This window comes from Fenollaria sp., assembly GCF_057222035.1.
In genome coordinates this window covers 558,048-577,214 of sequence record NZ_JBXXYC010000001.1, presented here as the reverse complement: position 1 = coordinate 577,214, position 19,167 = coordinate 558,048, and the positions used below count along the sequence as shown (strand labels likewise).

At 34.4% G+C, this 19,167-nt stretch carries 19 protein-coding genes; 16 read left to right on the top strand and 3 right to left on the bottom strand.

All coding sequences use genetic code 11. The features are described from left to right. The 13 genes from rsmH (at nucleotide 1) to nrdR (ending at nucleotide 12,373) form a co-directional block, all read left to right on the top strand. Nucleotides 1–933 (top strand): 16S rRNA (cytosine(1402)-N(4))-methyltransferase RsmH, encoded by a 933-nt coding sequence (gene rsmH / locus AC2UOP_RS02850; RefSeq protein WP_484832553.1) that lies wholly within the window; start codon nucleotides 1–3, stop codon nucleotides 931–933. An 11-nt stretch (nucleotides 934–944) separates the two neighbouring features. After that, nucleotides 945–1,421, top strand: a complete 477-nt coding sequence (locus AC2UOP_RS02845) for a hypothetical protein (protein WP_484832552.1) — start codon at nucleotides 945–947, stop codon at nucleotides 1,419–1,421. Continuing rightward, the gene (locus AC2UOP_RS02840; protein WP_484832551.1) at nucleotides 1,418–3,676 is read left to right on the top strand and encodes a peptidoglycan D,D-transpeptidase FtsI family protein; all 2,259 of its coding nucleotides are present in this window, start codon (nucleotides 1,418–1,420) and stop codon (nucleotides 3,674–3,676) included. Before AC2UOP_RS02845 ends, AC2UOP_RS02840 begins: the two co-directional genes overlap by 4 nt. 1 nt (nucleotide 3,677) lies before the next feature. Further along, on the top strand, nucleotides 3,678–4,652 hold the full coding sequence (gene mraY / locus AC2UOP_RS02835; RefSeq protein WP_484832550.1) for a phospho-N-acetylmuramoyl-pentapeptide-transferase: 975 nt from the start codon (nucleotides 3,678–3,680) through the stop codon (nucleotides 4,650–4,652). Between the two features lie 4 nt (nucleotides 4,653–4,656). Next, nucleotides 4,657–5,982: a UDP-N-acetylmuramoyl-L-alanine--D-glutamate ligase gene (gene murD, locus AC2UOP_RS02830; RefSeq protein WP_480019758.1), complete on the top strand. Its 1,326-nt coding sequence runs from the start codon at nucleotides 4,657–4,659 to the stop codon at nucleotides 5,980–5,982. Then, the gene (locus tag AC2UOP_RS02825; RefSeq protein WP_484832549.1) at nucleotides 5,983–7,107 is read left to right on the top strand and encodes an FtsW/RodA/SpoVE family cell cycle protein; all 1,125 of its coding nucleotides are present in this window, start codon (nucleotides 5,983–5,985) and stop codon (nucleotides 7,105–7,107) included. It abuts the gene before it with no gap. Next, entirely contained in the window at nucleotides 7,107–8,207 is a 1,101-nt protein-coding gene (gene murG / locus AC2UOP_RS02820) for an undecaprenyldiphospho-muramoylpentapeptide beta-N-acetylglucosaminyltransferase (RefSeq protein WP_106018702.1), read from the top strand. Before AC2UOP_RS02825 ends, murG begins: the two co-directional genes overlap by 1 nt. Before the next feature lie 82 nt (nucleotides 8,208–8,289). Continuing rightward, entirely contained in the window at nucleotides 8,290–8,985 is a 696-nt protein-coding gene (locus tag AC2UOP_RS02815) for a cell division protein FtsQ/DivIB (protein ID WP_480020305.1), read from the top strand. Beyond that, nucleotides 8,986–9,708: a DUF881 domain-containing protein gene (locus tag AC2UOP_RS02810; protein ID WP_480019755.1), complete on the top strand. Its 723-nt coding sequence runs from the start codon at nucleotides 8,986–8,988 to the stop codon at nucleotides 9,706–9,708. After that, nucleotides 9,708–10,427 carry a DUF881 domain-containing protein gene (locus tag AC2UOP_RS02805; RefSeq protein ID WP_480019754.1) on the top strand — a complete coding sequence of 240 codons (720 nt, stop codon included), beginning with the start codon at nucleotides 9,708–9,710 and terminating at the stop codon, nucleotides 10,425–10,427. The genes AC2UOP_RS02810 and AC2UOP_RS02805 overlap by 1 nt, the downstream gene beginning before the upstream one ends. Continuing rightward, nucleotides 10,424–10,756 carry a small basic family protein gene (locus tag AC2UOP_RS02800; RefSeq protein WP_085840008.1) on the top strand — a complete coding sequence of 111 codons (333 nt, stop codon included), beginning with the start codon at nucleotides 10,424–10,426 and terminating at the stop codon, nucleotides 10,754–10,756. The genes AC2UOP_RS02805 and AC2UOP_RS02800 overlap by 4 nt, the downstream gene beginning before the upstream one ends. 67 nt (nucleotides 10,757–10,823) lie before the next feature. Then, entirely contained in the window at nucleotides 10,824–11,909 is a 1,086-nt protein-coding gene (gene ftsZ / locus AC2UOP_RS02795) for a cell division protein FtsZ (RefSeq protein ID WP_019213797.1), read from the top strand. A 2-nt stretch (nucleotides 11,910–11,911) separates the two neighbouring features. After that, on the top strand, nucleotides 11,912–12,373 hold the full coding sequence (gene nrdR, locus AC2UOP_RS02790; protein WP_019213796.1) for a transcriptional regulator NrdR: 462 nt from the start codon (nucleotides 11,912–11,914) through the stop codon (nucleotides 12,371–12,373). Nucleotides 12,374–12,430: 57 nt separating this feature from the next. On the opposite strand, the gene AC2UOP_RS02785 is transcribed toward nrdR, so the two are convergent. From AC2UOP_RS02785 to AC2UOP_RS02775, 3 genes are all read right to left on the bottom strand, one after another. Continuing rightward, nucleotides 12,431–13,849, bottom strand: coding sequence for a hypothetical protein (locus tag AC2UOP_RS02785; protein WP_484832548.1), 1,419 nt, complete (start codon nucleotides 13,847–13,849; stop codon nucleotides 12,431–12,433). Between the two features lie 155 nt (nucleotides 13,850–14,004). Continuing rightward, nucleotides 14,005–15,135, bottom strand: a complete 1,131-nt coding sequence (locus AC2UOP_RS02780; RefSeq protein WP_484832547.1) for an SHOCT-like domain-containing protein — start codon at nucleotides 15,133–15,135, stop codon at nucleotides 14,005–14,007. A 1-nt stretch (nucleotide 15,136) separates the two neighbouring features. After that, nucleotides 15,137–15,502 carry a DUF2089 domain-containing protein gene (locus tag AC2UOP_RS02775; RefSeq protein ID WP_019213793.1) on the bottom strand — a complete coding sequence of 122 codons (366 nt, stop codon included), beginning with the start codon at nucleotides 15,500–15,502 and terminating at the stop codon, nucleotides 15,137–15,139. Nucleotides 15,503–15,670: 168 nt separating this feature from the next. Between AC2UOP_RS02775 and AC2UOP_RS02770 the strand changes: the two genes are divergently transcribed. Genes AC2UOP_RS02770 through AC2UOP_RS02760 form a run of 3 tightly spaced genes read left to right on the top strand, consistent with a single transcriptional unit; the run spans nucleotide 15,671 to nucleotide 19,159 of the window. Next, nucleotides 15,671–16,933 (top strand): replication-associated recombination protein A, encoded by a 1,263-nt coding sequence (locus AC2UOP_RS02770; protein WP_484832546.1) that lies wholly within the window; start codon nucleotides 15,671–15,673, stop codon nucleotides 16,931–16,933. A 12-nt stretch (nucleotides 16,934–16,945) separates the two neighbouring features. Beyond that, nucleotides 16,946–17,953 (top strand): type I glyceraldehyde-3-phosphate dehydrogenase, encoded by a 1,008-nt coding sequence (gene gap, locus AC2UOP_RS02765; RefSeq protein WP_484832545.1) that lies wholly within the window; start codon nucleotides 16,946–16,948, stop codon nucleotides 17,951–17,953. 21 nt (nucleotides 17,954–17,974) lie between these two features. Continuing rightward, nucleotides 17,975–19,159, top strand: a complete 1,185-nt coding sequence (locus AC2UOP_RS02760; protein ID WP_484832544.1) for a phosphoglycerate kinase — start codon at nucleotides 17,975–17,977, stop codon at nucleotides 19,157–19,159. Nucleotides 19,160–19,167 lie beyond the last annotated feature (8 nt).

Genomic DNA, 19,167 nt, shown 5'->3' with positions numbered 1-19,167 from the left:
ATGGAGTTTAAACACATACCCATAATGCTTAATGAAGTGATAAATGGCCTTGACATAAAGCCGAACGGTATTTACCTAGATGGTACCATTGGCGGAGCGGGTCATTCACAAGAGATTCTTAAGAGACTTAATGAAGACGGCCTATTAATAGGTGTTGATAGAGACAGGGAAGCTCTTAATAAAGCAAACGAAGTATTATCAAGCGTTGGCGGCAATTTTAAATTGGTTCACGACAACTATAGAAATATTAAAGCTATTTGCCAAAACTTAGGAATTGATCACTTAGACGGAATACTTCTTGACATAGGCGTATCGTCTTATCAGCTAGACAACAAGGACAGAGGCTTTTCTTACAGACTGGACGCGAAACTTGATATGCGTATGGATCAAGAGAGCGGTAAATCTGCCTACGACATCGTCAATACATATACTAAGGAAGAATTAGAAGAGATAATTTTCAAGTATTCACAAGAAAGATGGGCTAGAAGGATAGCTGAATTCATCTGTGAATATAGAGAAGAAAAGCCGATAGAGACTACATTTGAACTGACTGATGTAATTAAAAGGGCAATACCAAAAAAGGCGAGGGAGAACAAACATCCATCTAAAAAGACTTTTCAAGCCTTAAGGATAGAGGTAAATGATGAGCTTGGCGCATTAAATGCTGCCTTGCAAGACGCTATCGATATTTTAAATCCTGATGGAAGGATAGCGATAATAACATTTCATTCGATGGAAGATAAAATTGTTAAAGATATATTTAAATTTAACACGCTTGATTGCATTTGCCCGCCAGAGAGCATTATATGTACATGCAATCACAAGAGAAAGTTAAAACTTGTTAACAATAAGCCACTTGTGGCAAGTAAAGAGGAATTAGAAGCTAACCCAAGAAGTGAAAGCGCTAAACTTAGGATAGCTCAAAGAGTATAGGGAGGTATATTATGTCATCTGCAGCGAGAAAATTATATGATAGTCCAGTTTATTCGCAAGAAAGAACAATAAGTAAGCCACTAGTTAAAAAGAATTTAAAGCGTAGAACAAAAGCAAAGGAGAGAGTTATCAACGTATCTTTCGTAAGAACTGTTTTATGTGCTATGGCTCTTGGAATTGTTTTTACTATGCTTGTTTTTTGCGCAGATAGAGTGACTAGAGTACAAAACTCCATAAATCATAGTAACGCTGAGATCAATAGGCTAAAAACTACTCTTATAGACGAGACAGCAAAACTTGAAAGCCTTAAAAATGCAGGTGCAATCGAATTCGAAGCTAGGACTAAGCTTGGAATGATATACCCTAACGAATCCCAAATTTTAAACATAAATACTAATAGTAAAGAAGAAAAAGAGATTGATGATAAAGTTATTGTTAGTCTTGATTCAGATATCGATAAAAATATAGAAGAAAGTGAAAGAAAATGAAAACGCCGACAAGCGATAGACATAGAAGACCGAAAAAGACAGGCAAGTCTAAAATTCCTAACAAGTATAATAGGATTTTGACTGTTCTGGCTTTTTTTGGATTAATAATTACATTATTTTTAATAAAGCTATTTAAAGTGCAAATATCTGATGCAAAAGGATATAAGGAGTACGCTGTAGGCCAATGGACTAAGGCGGTGAGCCTTGGTAATCAAAGAGGTTTTATATATGACAGAAACAATAAACCACTAGCAGTTAACAAAAATATAGTTACTTTTTGGAGCGTTCCATTCAAAGAAGATGAGAATGAAAAAGAAGAGGCTAAATTAAAAAGAGAAAAAACTTATAAAGAGATAGCTGAAGAAGTCGCATCTAAGATAGCTGAAATGACTGGAGAAGACTCAATAGATGTATATGACAAAATTACATACGAGAGCAGAATTAGAGTCGTTCCTGAGATGGAGCTAGATGATTATAAAAAATTCAAGGAAAGTATGGGTAAAGTAAAGTTCAGAACTGTACTTGAAGTAGAAGAAAAGGCAAAGAGATATTATCCGTTCAACGATTTAGCATCACAGCTAATAGGTTTTAACAACATTGACAACGTGGGCATCAACGGCCTTGAAGTAAAACTGAACGATGCTTTGGAGGGAAGAGCCGCTAGAAAGGTTCAACAGCTTGAAGCCAACATGGTTAACGCGCTTCCAAATCAAGAGGCGAGAATAATTGAGGGCAAAAAGAGTGTCAACGTAGTTTTAACTATAGACGAAAAACTTCAAAGAGAAGTAGAGAAGATTGCCGATGCGGCAAGGGAAAAACAAAGTGCTGAGTCAGTATCCATCATAGTTATGGACCCGAGAGATTCATCGATACTTGCCTTAGCTAACACTGGCAGATACAATCTAAACGAACCAAGAAAAAAACCTGACGATGTTGAAGAAGAAGTTTGGGACGAAGCTAAAGATGAAGAGAGAAACCAAATTCTATTTGATAAATGGCGTAATAACGCGATAAGTGACTCGTACGAGCCGGGATCTGTATATAAGGTCATAAATTTAGCCGCTGGTCTTGAAGAAGGCAAGCTTAATGACAAGATGACTTTTTCGTGCACAGGATCAATTGATGTTTTTGAAAGAACCTTATCATGCGCTGAGCACATGGCGCACGGCACACAAAACATATCACAGGCACTTAACAATTCATGTAACGTTGCCTTTGTTCAAATTGGTAATATTTTAGGTAAAAACGATATACTTAGATATGCTAAAGCTTTTGGTTTTGGTGAAAAAAGCGGAATTGACCTTCCAGGTGAAAGTTTAGGAATACTTCCAACAAATCCAAATTTTATAGGTCCAGTTGAGCTTGCGACTATGTCATATGGTCATGGACTTGCGGTTACACCTATACAAATGGCGAATGCAATTTGCGCTGTAGTTAATGGTGGAACGCTTTATAAGCCAAAATTAGTTTTAAAAACAGTTGATGATTTTGGTAATGTTATAGACACACCAAAGAGTGTTGTCAGAAGAAGAGTTATATCGACAGAAACAAGCGAGCACATGAAAAAGCTACTCGAAAGCGTTGTTAGAGACGGTTACATCAAAAGATCTAGAATAGAAGGCTACAGAATTGGTGGTAAGACTGGTACAGCGCAAAAAATTGTTGATGGCAAATATAAAAAGAACGCATATATATCCTCCTTCGTTGGGGCATTTCCGATTGATAATCCAGAATTTGTTGTATTAGCAATCGTGGATGAGCCAAGAAGTGGTATTTCTTATGGTTCTTTAGTAGCGGCACCTATTTTTCAAGATGTAGCTAAATTTATTATTGATTACTATAAGATACCACCAGCAAGTGAAGTAAGCAGCGTTCAAAATGAAAAAGTTCAAGTGCCAGACCTTAAAGACAAGACTATGGGCGAGGCAGGACTTGAGCTTGCAGACCTATCTTTAAGCTTTGACACTAATTACAAAGAATATACAGATGAATCGCTAATCATTTCACAAAGCATCAAGCCGGGCGTTTTCGTAGACAAGGGCACAGTTATAACGCTTGATGTTGAAGTGAAAAAAGATGATACTATATTGACGCCTGATTTTAAGGGCATGACAAGAGACGAAGCTTTTGGACTTGCTGAAAAAGTTGGACTTAAGCTAAAAATTGAGGGCGATGGTCTTGTTAAAGAGCAAAGACCTGAGGCAGATAAAGAAGTGAAGAAGAATTCTATAGTAGAATTAAAATTGGGGGACTAAGATGATTAAAAATATAAGTGTATATAGTGTAATCATAGCAATACTAAGCTTTGCTTTGGTATGCATACTTGCGAAAATTATCATACCTGAGCTAAGAAAGTACAAGCTTGGACAAAATATAAGACAAGAAGGACCTAAGTCTCACTTAAAAAAGGCAGGCACACCAACTATGGGAGGCATATTATTTGTACTAAGCTCCTTAATCAGCGTGCTTGTATCTAAGCTTTTAGGCTTTGTTTTTACAAAAGAAATTATCTTACTGGCTTTAGGCAGCACTGCCTATGGCCTTGTAGGCTTTTTAGACGACTATATAAAATTCTTTATGCATAGAAATTTAGGTTTGAGAGCATATCAAAAATTATTATTGCAAATGATTTTTTCGGCTCTTATAGCTTATTTTGCATATGAACTTGTGGGCACAAAGGTATTTATACCGTTTTATAAAGAGGTCGATTTAGGCAAGTGGGTAATTTTACTAAACTTCTTTATATTAGTTGCCAGCACAAATGCAGTCAACTTAACCGATGGACTCGATGGACTTGCAACAGGCGTTATGTCAATCATATTATTGACACTTGCGATATTTTCATTAAAGATTTCAAATATGACTACTTATGCCTACTCAATAATTATGTTTGCATCACTTTTAGGCTTTTTAATCTTTAATAAATATCCAGCACAAATATTTATGGGCGACACAGGCTCATTATTCTTAGGAGGCGTACTAGCGATATTGACAATATTACTAGGCTTGCACTTCTATATGATTATTTATGCGCTTGTATTGATTTTTGAAACACTTTCAGTAATAATACAAGTATTAGTATTTAAAAAGACAGGCAAAAGAGTTTTTCTTATGAGCCCGCTTCACCATCACTTTGAGATGAAAGGCATGAAAGAGACTAAAGTTGTTATGATGTTCTGCGCATGGACACTAGTTTTATGCGTCGCATCGCTAATAATATTTTTGAGGTGATATTATGGACTACAAAGGTAAAAATATTCTGATTTTAGGATATGGAATATCTGGTTATGGAGCTTCTTTATACTTTATAAGTAAAGGAGCTAATGTTTATGTTTACGATGACAACATGGATCAAATTTTAAAAGACAGAGCAAATGAAAATCTAGACGATGTTAAATTTTTAACAAGAACTGAGCTTGACTCGATTGATTTTAGCTTTGTATTAAAGAGCCCTGGAATAAAGCCGTCATCAGATATAATTCGTTACCTTGTAGATAAAAATGTTGAGATAGTCTCTGATATAGAAATTTTATACAGAGATTTTAAAAATCATAAGTTTATAGTTATCACTGGAACCAATGGTAAGACAACTACAACGACTTTTATTGGAAAAGTTTTAAAAGACCTTGGATACAATGTCAATGTTATAGGCAACATCGGCGTTTCACCTTTACTTGAGGCAGCTAATTATGATACACATGTCATAGAAGCATCAAGCTTCCAACTTGAGTACACAAAAGATTTTAAGCCAAACATTGCCATTATATTAAATATCACACCAGATCATTTGGATTGGCACGGTTCATTCAAGGCTTATGAAGAAGCAAAAAAGAAAATTTATCAAAATATGGACAAATCTTCATATTTGATACTTAATTATGACGATATCGCCTTAAATAAGGTAGAGCAAGACACAAATATACTATATTTCTCATCAAAAGAAAAAGATATAGTGGATATGAATTATATCGCACCAAACATTGTGGATAAAGATAAAAACATTGTCATAAACAAGGACGATATATTTATAAAGGGACGCCATAACTATGAGAATCTCATGGCAGCGACACTTGCGCTAGAAGTTTTTGGAGTAAAAAGAGAAGATATTGTTAAAGAGATAAAAGATTTTAAAGGCGTTGAACACAGGATTGAATTTGTTAGGGAACTTGATGGAATAAGTTATTACAATGATTCCAAGGGAACTAATCCTGATGCTTCGCTCAAGGCGGTTGAAGCCTTTGATAAAAGCATAGTTTTAATCGCAGGCGGTTATGACAAAAACATACCGTTTGAAGATTTTGCTTTTAAAACAAAAAATAAACTTAGAAGCCTAATTTTATTTGGACAAACTAAGGACAAAATTAAAGAAGCCTTCACAAATGTAGGTTATGACAATATAACTATGGTTAAAAATATGAGTGAAGCAGTTAGCGTAGCTAGATCACACGCACAAAAAGGAGATATAGTTTTATTATCGCCATTATGCGCTAGCTGGGGAATTTATAAAAATTATAAAGAACGTGGAATAGAATTTAAAAAATTAGTAAATGAGTTGAAATAAATGAAAAAGAGTAATGCGCCTGATTATCACATTTTAATATCTGTAGTATGCCTAATAATTTTAGGTATCATACTTGTGTATACAAGCTCATACCCTTACAGCTACAAGCTTGAAGGCGGTAAATATGGCGGAGTATACTTCCTTACAAGGCACTTAGTCTTTGTTTTAGCAGGGGCAATACTATCTTTAATTGCTTATAGGATTGACTACAAAAAGTATGATACAAGATTTTTTGTTAGTTTTATGATTATATCGAGTATAGTCTTAGTATTACTACTAAAGTTTACACCACTAGGTACAGACTTTGGTAAAGGATCAAGAAGATGGATTAATTTAGGCGGTTTTTCATTTATGCCATCCGATATAATCAAAGTAGCGGCAGTATTTTGCATGGCATCATACATGAGCAAAATTAATTTACGTAGAAGAAATTTACAAAACATCGTCGTAGTACCAGTAGCTATCATATTATTCTTTACTTTATTAATATACATACAAAAAGATTTGGGCACGGCTGTTACAGTTGCTGGAGCCTTATCAATTATGTACTTTATAGGCGGAGCGCCACTAGGAATAATACCACCAGCACTTGGATTTGCTGGTATTGGTATATATTTAGCGATATATAGAAATGTATTTAGAAGAAATAGATTTTTTGCTTATCTTGATCCAATTAAAAACATCAAAGATACTGGTTGGCAGCCAGCGCAAAGTTTATTTGCTTATGCCAATGGCGGTCTATCGGGTGTTGGAATCGGTCATAGCACACAAAAATTCTTTTATATACCAGAAGTTTATAATGACTATATTTTGGCTGTTTGCGGCGAAGAATTAGGATTTTTAGGAATGATTTGCATTGTTGCCCTATTTTCTGTTATAATTATTAAAGGATATTTAACAGCTGCTAGAACAAAAGATAGATATGGCTTAATGCTAGCAAGTGGTATCAGCTCTTTGATAGCGATACAATTTTGGATCAATGCGGCAGTATCAGTAAATTTAGTTCCTTCAAAAGGAATAACACTTCCATTCATTAGCTATGGAGGCACATCACTAATCATTTACATGGTACTAACGGCGGTACTGTTAAATATTTCTAAGAATGCAAATTCAGAGGTGAAATAATGCGATTTATCGTAACTGGTGGTGGCACTGGTGGACACATATACCCAGCCATGACCATAGCAAAGAAATTAATTGAAAATAATCATGATGTTATATACGTTGGTAGAAAGGGAAGTCTTGAGGAAAGGCTTGTAGCTAAAGAGAATATTGAGTTTAAAGGCATTGACATAGTTAAAATACCTAAGAAAAATCCAAAAGACGCTTTTAAATTTTTGAGACTGCTTTTCAAATCTCTTGACGAATGTAAAAAGATAATCAAAGATTTTAAGCCCGACCTTGTAATAGGAACGGGTGGATACGTTTCAGGGCCACTTGTTTATGCTGCACAAAAGAAAAAGATAAAATCAATGATATTTGAGCTAAACGTTCACGCAGGTATAACTACAAGGCTTTTAAAGAAAAAAGCGACAAGGATACTTGTTACTAACGAAAACACAAAAAAGCTTCTTAATAAAGAAGATATTACAAATATAGTTGGCATACCGATTAGAGAAGAATTTGATGACATTCATAGTAAAGCTAGTCATGAGTCTTATTATGATTTTGATAATGATAAAAAAGTAGTTTTATCCTTCGGCGGAAGCGGTGGACAAAAATCCATTAATGAAAATGTTCTTGATATGATCAAGAAACATTACAAAGATATGGATTTCAACATTTTCCATGTGAGCGGAACTTATTCGTACAGCTGGTTTAAGGAAGAACTTGACAAGGAAGAGATTGATTATACAAAATCAAATGTTCGTGTTGGCGAGTATCTTTATGATATGCCTAAGGCTTTGATTGACGCTGACATGGTTATTACAAGCGCTGGAGCACTTACTCTTAACGAGGTTTCATGCGTAGCTAAACCAGTCATAATCATTCCTAAGGCTTATGTTGTTGAAAATCACCAAGAGTACAATGCACGCTATTTTGAAGATATGGGCGCTGCGAAGATGATTTTAGAAAAAGATCTTAACGAAGAAGTACTTTTTGATGAGGTCAATAAAATACTTCATAACGACGATATTTACAAGTCAATGCAAGAAGGACTTAAAAAGATATTTCACAAAAACGCAATTGATGAAATATATGATATAATTATAAAAACTGTTTAAAGGTGAAATTATGGAACCAATGAGTAAAAAGGATATAAGGAGAAACAGAATAAGAAGACAAAGACAAAGAAGGAGAAGTCTAATGAGATTTTTCGTAATAAGTGTTATTGTTTTTGCGTTTATTCTATTTATATTCAATACAAAACTCTTTGGGCTAAAGCATATAAAAGTTGTTGGCAATAAAAACTTATCTGCTGATAACATTATTAAGGCGAGTGAACTTGAAATTGGCGAGAACATTCTTAAGCAAAGCTTAACAGAAGCAAAAGCTAAGATCAAGACAAATCCTTATGTAGATGATGTTCATCTATCCAGATCTTCAAAGGATACTGTAACGATTGAGGTTAAGGAAAGATTGATAGCGGCAGAATTTTTTAGCGATTCAAAATATATCTATATTGACGATAAAGGTACTGTTCTTGAGAATAGCACATCTTATAAGGAAGGCTATCCGCTTATAAAGAATTTTGACAAGACTCATCTTGAACAAGGCGAAAACTTTTATAATACTGAGGTTGGCGCTACACTTGAAGAGCTAATAACTGAGATAAGCGCGAATAATTTAGTTAAAGATATCAAGACTATAGAAAAGAATGCTGATTTAGAAGTTTCTATGAACTATAGGAGTGGGCTTGTTGTTCAGCTAGGCGAATTAAAGGATATTAGATACAAGATGAAGGTCTTAAATGAGCTTATGATTAAGCTTCAAGACAAAGGAATAGTACCTAAGATGATTATGTTTAACAAGGGCAAGGCGCCTGTTGTAGTGGGTGAATAGATGAAAATTGATAAGAAAAAGATATTATTATTTGTTTCTTGTATACTTATAGGTCTTGCAATAACTATGCAGCTTAAAACAGTGAAAAAAACTGTTGGTAATCCTCTTAATGTAAAGAGGGTTCAAGAGCTTGCTCAAAGAGTCAAATCGCTTGAAGAGGAAAGAGACGGTTTATTGCAAAAGCTTGACGATGCAGAGGATAAGCTTAGAGAGTATGAAAAACCTGGCTCGAGTAATAACGAGGTAGCAAAAAAATTATACGAAGAAACTGAAAAATATAAAATGGTAGCTGGCTATACTGATTTAAAAGGCAAGGGAATAATATTAACTATTGATGAGCCAAAACTTGCCGATGGAGAAGTGAGCTTTGGCATACAAAACGATATAGATTTGCTTTTAAGTGCAATAAGCGTTTTAAATAGTGCTGGAGCTGAGGCTATATCTATAAACGAAGTGAGATACACATCATTTACTGAGATAGTTAGCGCAGGTAAACACATAGAAGTTGGCGGCGTTAGTACATCTGCGCCTATTGTTATAAAGGCTATAGGAGACGCAGGCACAATGCAATCAGCCATTGAATTTAAAGGCGGAATTAAGGATGAATTGCAAAACTATAATTATCAAGTCGTTTTAACTGTTAGAGATGATATAGTTATACCAAGATATAAGAAGAGCATAGATTTTCTATATGCAAAACCTGTATATGAAGTGCAAGAATGATGCATAAGATTAAACGCGTATTGCTTGTCATTATTTACTTGATTATAGGTGTGTTTCTAGGCTTATACTTAAAGACAGACAAAGAATTTTTCGAGCCTCTAAGTATAAATAAAATGAAAGAGACAAGCATAAAGATAAAAAATTTAAAGGCTGAGATAAAAAGCATAAACGATGAGCTTGATAAACAAAATAAAAAGCTTGAAACTTTGGATAAACTTGTTAAAAATGACAGCGATTTTCTAGAATTTTTAAAAGGCGAAATGCTTTTTTATAAGATGATATCGGGTGACGTTGATCTTGAAGGGCCAGGTATAGTCGTGACAATCACTGAAGATATTGTAGATAGACCAGTTAAGAGGACTGATGTTATTCATGATAGTGACCTATTAAGGATAATCAACGATCTAAGAGCATCTGGTGCTGAGGCTATATCTATAAACGATTTAAGAGTTTATTCGAGGACTGGCGTTAAGTGCAACGGACCAGTTGTTAGGCTCAATGGCAGAACAAAGGGAGCGCCTTTTGTTATCAACGCTATAGGCAATGGTGATAAGCTTTATTCAGCACTTAAGTCGCCAGGCACTTTTGCTAGCATCCTAGAGACTATAAATCCTATTACGCTAGATATAAAGCAAAGCGAAAAAGTTTTAGTGAAGAAAAAGATAGACGACGATAAAATTATATACTCACAGAACATAACAGGAGATGATAAAAAATGATTATTGCAATCATAGGTATAATAATTGGTGTAATTATTGGCTACGTAGTACCATATAGCTACAATCCATATTATTCATTATATATATCCATGGCGCTGCTTGCTGCAATTGACTCAGTCTTTGGCGGACTAAATGCTTATATGGATAACAATTTTAACAATAAACTATTTTTATCAGGCCTTATAGGTAATTCGATTATAGCTGCGTTATTAACTTGGCTTGGAGATATTCTTAGTATACCTATATATTATGCAGCGATTTTCGTCTTCGGAGGAAGAATTTTTAACAATTTTGCAACAATTAGAAGAAAAATACTAAACAAAATGTAATTTTTGTGGTAGAATATAAGTAATAGAGTAAATAATTAAATACTTAGTATAAAAGGAGGATTCGTAAATGATTGATTTTGATGTAGAAATTGACCAATTTGCCAAAATTAAAGTTATAGGTGTTGGTGGAGCAGGAAACAACGCTGTTAACAGAATGGTTGATGCAGGCGTAAAAGGCGTTGAGTTTATAGCTGTTAACACAGATAGACAAGCTTTAGCATCATCAAAGGCACAAAATAAGATTCAAATAGGAGATAAGGTTACAAAGGGCTTAGGCGCTGGAGCAAATCCAGAAGTTGGCTCACAAGCAGCTCTTGAAGATAAAGAAGGCATTACTGAAATGCTTAAAGGCACTGACATGGTATTTATCACAGCTGGTATGGGCGGTGGAACAGGTACTGGTGCTGCACCTATCATTGCGCAATTAGCTAAGGAACAAGGCATATTAACTGTAGGCGTTGTTACAAGACCATTTGGTTTTGAAGGTATGAAGAGAGCTAAAAACGCATCTCAAGGTATTAGCCAATTACTAGAAGTAGTTGACACACTAGTAACTATACCAAACGATAGACTTCTTCAAATAGCTGACAAGAAAACATCATTAAAAGATGCATTCATCATGGCTGACGAAGTATTAAAACAAGGTATACAAGGTATATCTGATTTAATTAGTGTACCAAACCTAATTAACCTTGACTTTGCTGACGTTAAGACTATCATGGAACAAAAGGGTATTGCTCACATGGGTATAGGTTTTGCTCAAGGAGACAACAGAGCAACAGATGCAGCTAAGCTTGCAATCAAGTCACCATTACTAGAAACATCTATAGAAGGATCTAAGTCTGTTCTATTAAATATCACTGGTGGTACTGACCTTGGTATGTTCGAAGTAAATGAAGCTGCAGACTTAATCAGACAATCGGTTGCTGACGATGCAAACATCATCTTCGGTGCTGGTATCGATGAAAGCCTTGGCGATTCTATTAAGATAACTGTTATCGCTACAGAATTTGAAGATGGATCTAAACCTGCTAAAAAAGATTCAAACAAGGATTCTGAAGAAGTAGAAGAAAAGCACGAAGAAAAGAGAAGTGAAAATACTTCAAGCTTCGACGATTCTTTATTAGTACCTGATTTTTTAAAGAATAATTAATTATGAAGTGTCCTTTTTGTTCTTACGAAGATTCAAAAGTACTAGATTCAAGACCTACTAATGAGGGTACTGCGATTAGGAGACGTAGAGAGTGTCTTCGCTGTAAAAAAAGATTTACAACATACGAAAAAATTGAAGAAACACCTTTAATAGTTGTCAAGAAAAACGGAGACAGAGAGACATTTGACAGAAGTAAGATATTAAAGGGCGTAATCAAATCTTGCGAAAAAAGGCCTGTTAGCTTAAGCCAAATTGAAGGCTTGGCAGATAGTGTTGAAGAAAAGCTTATGAGTACTATGAAAAAAGAAGTCTCATCAAATGAAGTAGGTGAGCTTATCATGCAAGGCCTTAAAGAGATAGATCAAGTAGCTTATGTAAGATTTGCTTCAGTATATAGAGAGTTTAAAGATACTCAGTCATTTATGAAAGAGCTCCAAAAGATAATAGACGAACAAAACAATTAAAATAAAGAATGCCTTTCTTGGATTTCCAGGAAAGGCATCTTTTGTCTATAAACATATTTATTTATTTTTTAGATATACATTGTCGTACCATTTTTGTTTTGAATTTATCAGTTTTTCAAAAACTGCATTTTTGCACTTATAAAGATTTTCATGAAGTGCTTGACAGTCCTTTAAATCATTTAGAGTTAAATCTGGATAATCTTTTAGTCCATAAGTACCATCAACAAATCTTGCGTATTCAAGATTGCCATCTTTTTTAATCCACATATCGCAAGTTGCCTCAACACCTTTTATCATCTTTTTAATAAATGCGCCGTTATTATTTTCTTTTTTTAGTATATCTTCATACATTAAAGCCTTTAGACCCATTAAGTGATGGTTTAGTGATGAGTGCGTCATGCCGATGTAATATTCAGCACCGTAGTCCATAACTAGAAATGCATCGTCGATATATGGGACTTTAATCGCATTTTGCTCAGCATATTTCTTATAATAAGTTAAAACTTTGTCCGCGATATTTATATATTTTTCATCCTTAAACATACTATACATTCTTAAGCAAATGTAAGCGTAATCAAGATTCCATCTCGTGTCGAAGTAGCCTTTACCTATGTTGTAGTCAGCCTTTAGCCACTCACTTCTATAAGGAATAGGGTAGTAGCCATCTTCATTTAGCTTTTTCGCTGTGTCATCAACAAGTTTTGCTGTTATCACTTGAGCAAATTTACTATCAATAACATCTAAAAGAGTGTTTGCAATGTATATAGCGCCTTGCATAAAGAAATAGCTTTCTTTGTATGGCACTGAGCGCGGATTCATTTGGTAGAAGTATCCGTCAGGTGTTATACAGTGCTTAGAAATTCTAAATTTCGAATCAACAAGCTTAAATGCTTCAGGCGTTTGAAAAGCTTTTTCATCCATGCTAGCGTAACAAATGCTATATTTAATATTTTTTTGTTCATCTTTTATATCTTTTAGCTTTAATTTTATTTGTAGCTTTGATTTGTCATATAAAATTTCACTATCAATATTTACCTTATCAATAATATTGTCTTGAACATCTTTATATGCGTTGATGGCTGTGATTACATAGTATTTTTCACCGTTATTTAAAACAAGTATGTTTGGATTTTTAAGAGTAAAAGCTTTTTTTTCTGTATTGATTATTTTTGCTTTTTCATCGATATACTCAGCGTTTGCATCTTTTATTTCAATTGGAAAATCAATATCTAAACTGTCTTTGCCATCAAAAGTTCCTGTGATAAATTTAAGTTTGGCACCATTAAATTCAAAGCCATCGTCCTTAGTCTCTTTAGTATCTTTTTCTTCTTTACTTTTCTCATTCTCTTTAGTTTCCTCAGTCTCTTTACTTTCTTCAGCATAAGCTGTATTTTTAAAACTTAAAATAAGTGTTAGCACGCTTAAGACTAGTAAAAGTACAAATATATTAATTTTTGTTATTCTTTTTATCTTCATCATTTTACTCCTATATATTTTATATCTTTTTAATTTTAACATTATAATTATACATTAAAAGATTTAGATTTACAAGAGATTTAACAGATTTGAAATGATTTATAAAGAAAAATCCTGACCAATTTATGGCCAGGATAATGATGGGAATATTTGACCTACTCTATAATGATAGGTCCGTTACTTGTTTTTATATCACCGAATAGAGTAAGTTCTGAATCGTTATTTAGTGAGGCAGTTGTAAGCTCGTCATTGTCTTTGTCAAGCTTGAATCTGTCGTCATCAAAGATGACTGGACATGTGTATTTATTAAGGCCTCTTAAATTTAATTTAACATTTTTACTTACGTTTTCTAATTCAAGTGTAACAGGTCCATTGCTATTAGTAACTATGATATTTTCAGCAGAGTTGAATATGTCTTTAACATCGACATAAGCGTTTGTTGTATGCGCTTCTAAATTAACGAATGGAGTGTTATTTAAAGTTATTTCAGCATTTGTTGTATTTATAAGCAAATCACTAAACTTTGAGTCTTTAATTTTTACTGAATCATTAGTAGTTTTTAGCTCTGATTTTCCAATGATGGAGTCTTCAATTTTGATATAGTCGTTACTTGTTGTTAAATAAAGCTCATCGCAGATAATTGAGTCAAGTTTAATTTTATCGTTGCTTGTGCTTGCTTTTACAGTGGCAAAGTCTTGTGCAGGCACTAAAACTTTTAGACTAACAGCAAAATCTTTTTTTGTTAGCTCTGAGTAGTTTGGTTCGATAAGTATTTCTTTATCATCGATAAAGCAGTTAATAAACTCATAATTTTCTGGAATATCTTTTTTATTTGTATAATAAATTTTGCCATAGACTTCAATTTGATCAGAGCTTGATGGAAGTATCTCTATCTTTTCATTTGTATTATTTATAATTAAATTGTATTTTTTATTTTTATCTAAGTCTAGCTTAAGTGTAGCAAATTTTTTATTTTTAAAGCTCTTGCTATCATCAAAGCTAAAGTTTGCGTATACACGGCCATTTCTCATACCTTCTTCAGCCGTTTGTAAAGATTTACTTACTATCTTATTAACAAAGTTTGAGATTTTGCTAGCAAATTTATCCGATGCATCGAAGACATCGTAGTCATCTGCTTCGATATGAATTTCATTTCTTTTTTTATTTGGCTTATAAGCTTTTTCGCCTTTCTTTTCGCCAACAGCGTTAAGAAGTTTTAGCGCCTCTTCTTCACTAATCTTGCCGTCCTTTAACATCTTAAGGATCATAATTTTTTCTTCAGACATTTTAAACCTCCTTTAAATCTAGAAGCATCTTCTCAGCTTCACTACTTGTAATTGTACCGCTATTTAAGAGCTCAAGAATTTCTTTCTCGCTAGTAGAACTCTTTTGATCAGAGATAATCTCATTGATTTGATCGAGCTTTTTAATTACGGTAGGGTAGGAAATACCCAAGGCTCTTTCAATCTCTTTAATATTGCCTCTCTTTAATAAGAAAGTTTTAATAAAATCAATTTGCTCGCTACTAAGCTTGTAAAATGAATTATTTTCAAATCTTCCTTCTATAGTCGTGTTGCAATTGTCACAAACTAGCCTTTCTATGTATAGTTTTGAACCGCAAACAGGACATTCATTTAATGCTTTATTAATCATAAGGTCCTCCTTTATTAAGATTATACATCTATAAATTAATTATGTCAATATATTTTTTAAAATATTTTAAAAATATTTATATTTTACTTAAAATTATTAAGTTTAAAATTAAATAATTTAAGAGTGGACATATTGAAGCTTATTTGATATAATAAAAAAGGTGAGAAAATGAATTTGTTTGACATGGAAAGAGAAAAAAATTTAAAACTGGGTCAAAATTTAGCTGAAAGATTTAGGCCGAAGAGTCTAGATGACTATATTGGTCAAGAGAAGGTACTTAATAAGAATTCTTTTCTTTACAAAGCAATCAAGGCCGATAGACTTCCATCGCTTATACTATATGGACCGGCAGGAACTGGTAAGACTTCACTTGCAAACGTTATTGCTAACACGAGCAAATCGAATTTTATCAAAATTAGTGCTGTGGGTAGCGGGGTGAGCGATTTAAAGAAGGCAGTTGAAGAGGCCAAGAGACTTTTGGAAGAGAATAAAAAAACCATACTCTTTGTTGATGAAATACACAGGTTTAACAAGGCTCAGCAGGATTTTTTGCTTCCATACGTTGAAGATTCGACCGTTACGCTCATAGGTGCAACGACTGAAAATCCATATTTTGAGGTCAATAGCGCACTTATATCAAGATGCTTCATAATTAGGCTAGAAAAAATGAGCGAAGAAAATTTAATTAAGCTTGCTAAGAAAGCTTTAAGTGATGAGCTGGGTGGACTTGCTTCACTAAAGGCGAGCATAGATGACGACGCACTTGAGTATCTAGTTAGAATTTCTAATGGCGATGCGAGAAACATGCTAAATTTTTTAGAGATAGCTGTTTTAAGCCAAGATCCAGAGGCTGATTTAACTCGTCATATCAAGTTCGAGGACGTCAAGGGCTTAGTTTTTGAAAGAGCTCACTCGTATGACAAGAGCTCGACCATGCACTACGATACAATTTCTGCTTTTATAAAAAGCATGAGAGGCTCAGATCCAGATGCAACAGTTTTTTATTTAGCTCACATGCTAAACAATGGCGAGGACCCACTCTTTATTGCGAGACGCATAGTGATATTCGCTTCAGAAGACATTGGACTTGCTGATCCAAATGCGCAAACGCTTGCTACATCAGCATTTTATGCAGTTAAAGCCATAGGCATGCCAGAAGCACGTATCATCTTGAGTAACGCAGCCATCTACATGGCACTCGCCGAAAAGAATAATTCGACCTATGTTGCCATTAACAAGGCTATGGCAGATGTCGATAAGATCAAAGAATTCCAAATTCCTCTTCACATAAGAGATGCTCACAACAATGACAAGAAGGTCTTTGGCGATCACGCGGACTATAAATATCCGCACAATTATAAGGATAAAAAGCCTGAGCAAAATTATTTGCCTGAAGGTTTAGAAGATAAAAAATATTTTAACAATAATTAAGGAGGTCAACAAATGAAAGTTGGTATTAATGGTTTTGGTAGGATTGGTAGAGATGTAGCTAGAATTCTAGTTGAAGAGAATAACGGCTTAGAATTAGTTCACATCAATGCATCAGGTGATTTAAAGACACTTGCTCATCTATTTAGAAATGATTCTCTATATGGTAGATTATCAGTTTCTTGTGAAGCTTGTGAAGATGGCTTCATGATTGATGGCAAGAAGATTACAAACACTCAATTTAGAGATCCGGCAGAAATTCCTTGGAAGGACTATGGAGTAGACATCGTTATCGACTCTACTGGAGCATTTAAAAACAACGAAACTCTTTACAAACACATCGAAAAGGGCGGCGCTAAAAAAGTTATTTTAACTGCACCTGCAAAGGGCGAAATCGATAAAACTATCGTTATGGGTGTAAACGAAAAAGAATATGACAAGAATAAACACAATGTTATCAGTAACGCATCTTGTACAACTAACTGTCTAGCACCATTAACAAAGGTTATTGAAGATAATTTTGGCATCAAAAGAGGCCTTATGACAACTATCCACGCTTATACTTCTGATCAAGTTTTACTTGATCACAAACACAAAGACATCAGAAGAGCAAGAGCAGCAGCTATGTCTATGGTGCCTACAACAACAGGCGCAGCAAAGGCAGTTGCACTAGTTATCCCATCACTTAAGGATAAATTAACTGGATACGCTGTTAGAGTGCCAGTTCCAACAGTTTCTCTTACAGATGTTGTTTTTGAATTAAACAAAAATGTTACTAAGGAAGAAATCAACGAAGCTGTTAAAAAAGCGAGCGAAAACGAATTAAAGGGCATACTTGAATACGCCGAAGAAGAACTTGTTTCTGTTGACTACGTTGGCGACAGACACTCATCAATCTTCGATCCATTCTTAACTTTAGCTATAGATGGCAATCTTGTAAAGGTAGTTTCATGGTATGACAATGAATATGGTTACAGCCACAGAGTAGTTGACCTAGCAAAATACATTGCTGATCAAGAATAATTATTATAAAAGGATAAAATAATGAAAAAAACATTAAAAGATTATAATTTTGATGATAAAACAGTTTTATTGAGATGTGATTTTAACGTACCAATGAAGGATGGCGTTATAACTGACAATAAACGTATATTTGAGTCTCTTCCTACAATCAAGCACCTTCTTGATCATGGCGCAAAAGTAATTATGATGAGCCACTTGGGTAGACCAAAGGGCGAATATAATTTAAAATATACTTTGGAGCCAGTTAGGGACGAGATCGAAAAACTTCTTGGAAGAGATGTAAAATTCATCTCTTGCCCTGAAGTAGTTAATGACGAAGTTAGAGAAGCAGCTAAAAATCTTAAAAAAGGAGAGCTTCTTTTACTAGAAAATACTAGATTTAGAAAAGAAGAAGAAAAATGCGACGAAGCTTTTTCTAAAGAGCTAGCAGACCTTGCAGATATCTATGTTAATGATGCTTTCGGCACTTCACACAGAGCTCATGCATCAAACGTTGGTGTAAGTAAATTTTTACCATCAGCACTAGGCTTTTTAGTTGAAAAAGAAATGAATATCATGGCGAAAGAGCTTGACGAGCCAAAGCATCCATTTATCGCTATACTTGGCGGATCAAAGGTATCTGATAAGATTGGCGTAATAGAAAATTTATTAAATAAGGCTGATAAGATACTTATTGGCGGCGCTATGGCATTTACATTCTTAAAGTCAAAGGGCATGAACGTTGGTAAGAGCTTAGTTGAAGACGACAAGTTAGATCTTGCACTTGAACTATTAAAAAAGGCTGATGCAAAGAAAGTTGATTTGGTACTACCAGTTGACGCTTTATGCGCTAAAGAGATAAAAGAAGATGCTGAAGCTGAATGCTATGAAGTAAATCATATACCAGATGATATGATGGGCCTTGACATAGGGCCAGAAACTATCGATGTTTTTACTAAAAAATTATTGGGAGCAAAAACTATAGTTTGGAACGGACCTATGGGCGTATTTGAAATGGATAAATTTAAAAACGGCACTAATGCCATCGCTAAGGCACTTGCAAACTCTGATGCTACTACCATAGTCGGCGGAGGAGATAGTGCGAGCGCTGTTCAAAAAGCTGGCTACGAAGAAAAAATTACACATGTTTCAACTGGCGGAGGCGCTTCACTTGAGCTAATGGAAGGAAAAGTGCTTCCTGGCATAGCTGCTATTAATGATAAATAAGGAGACAA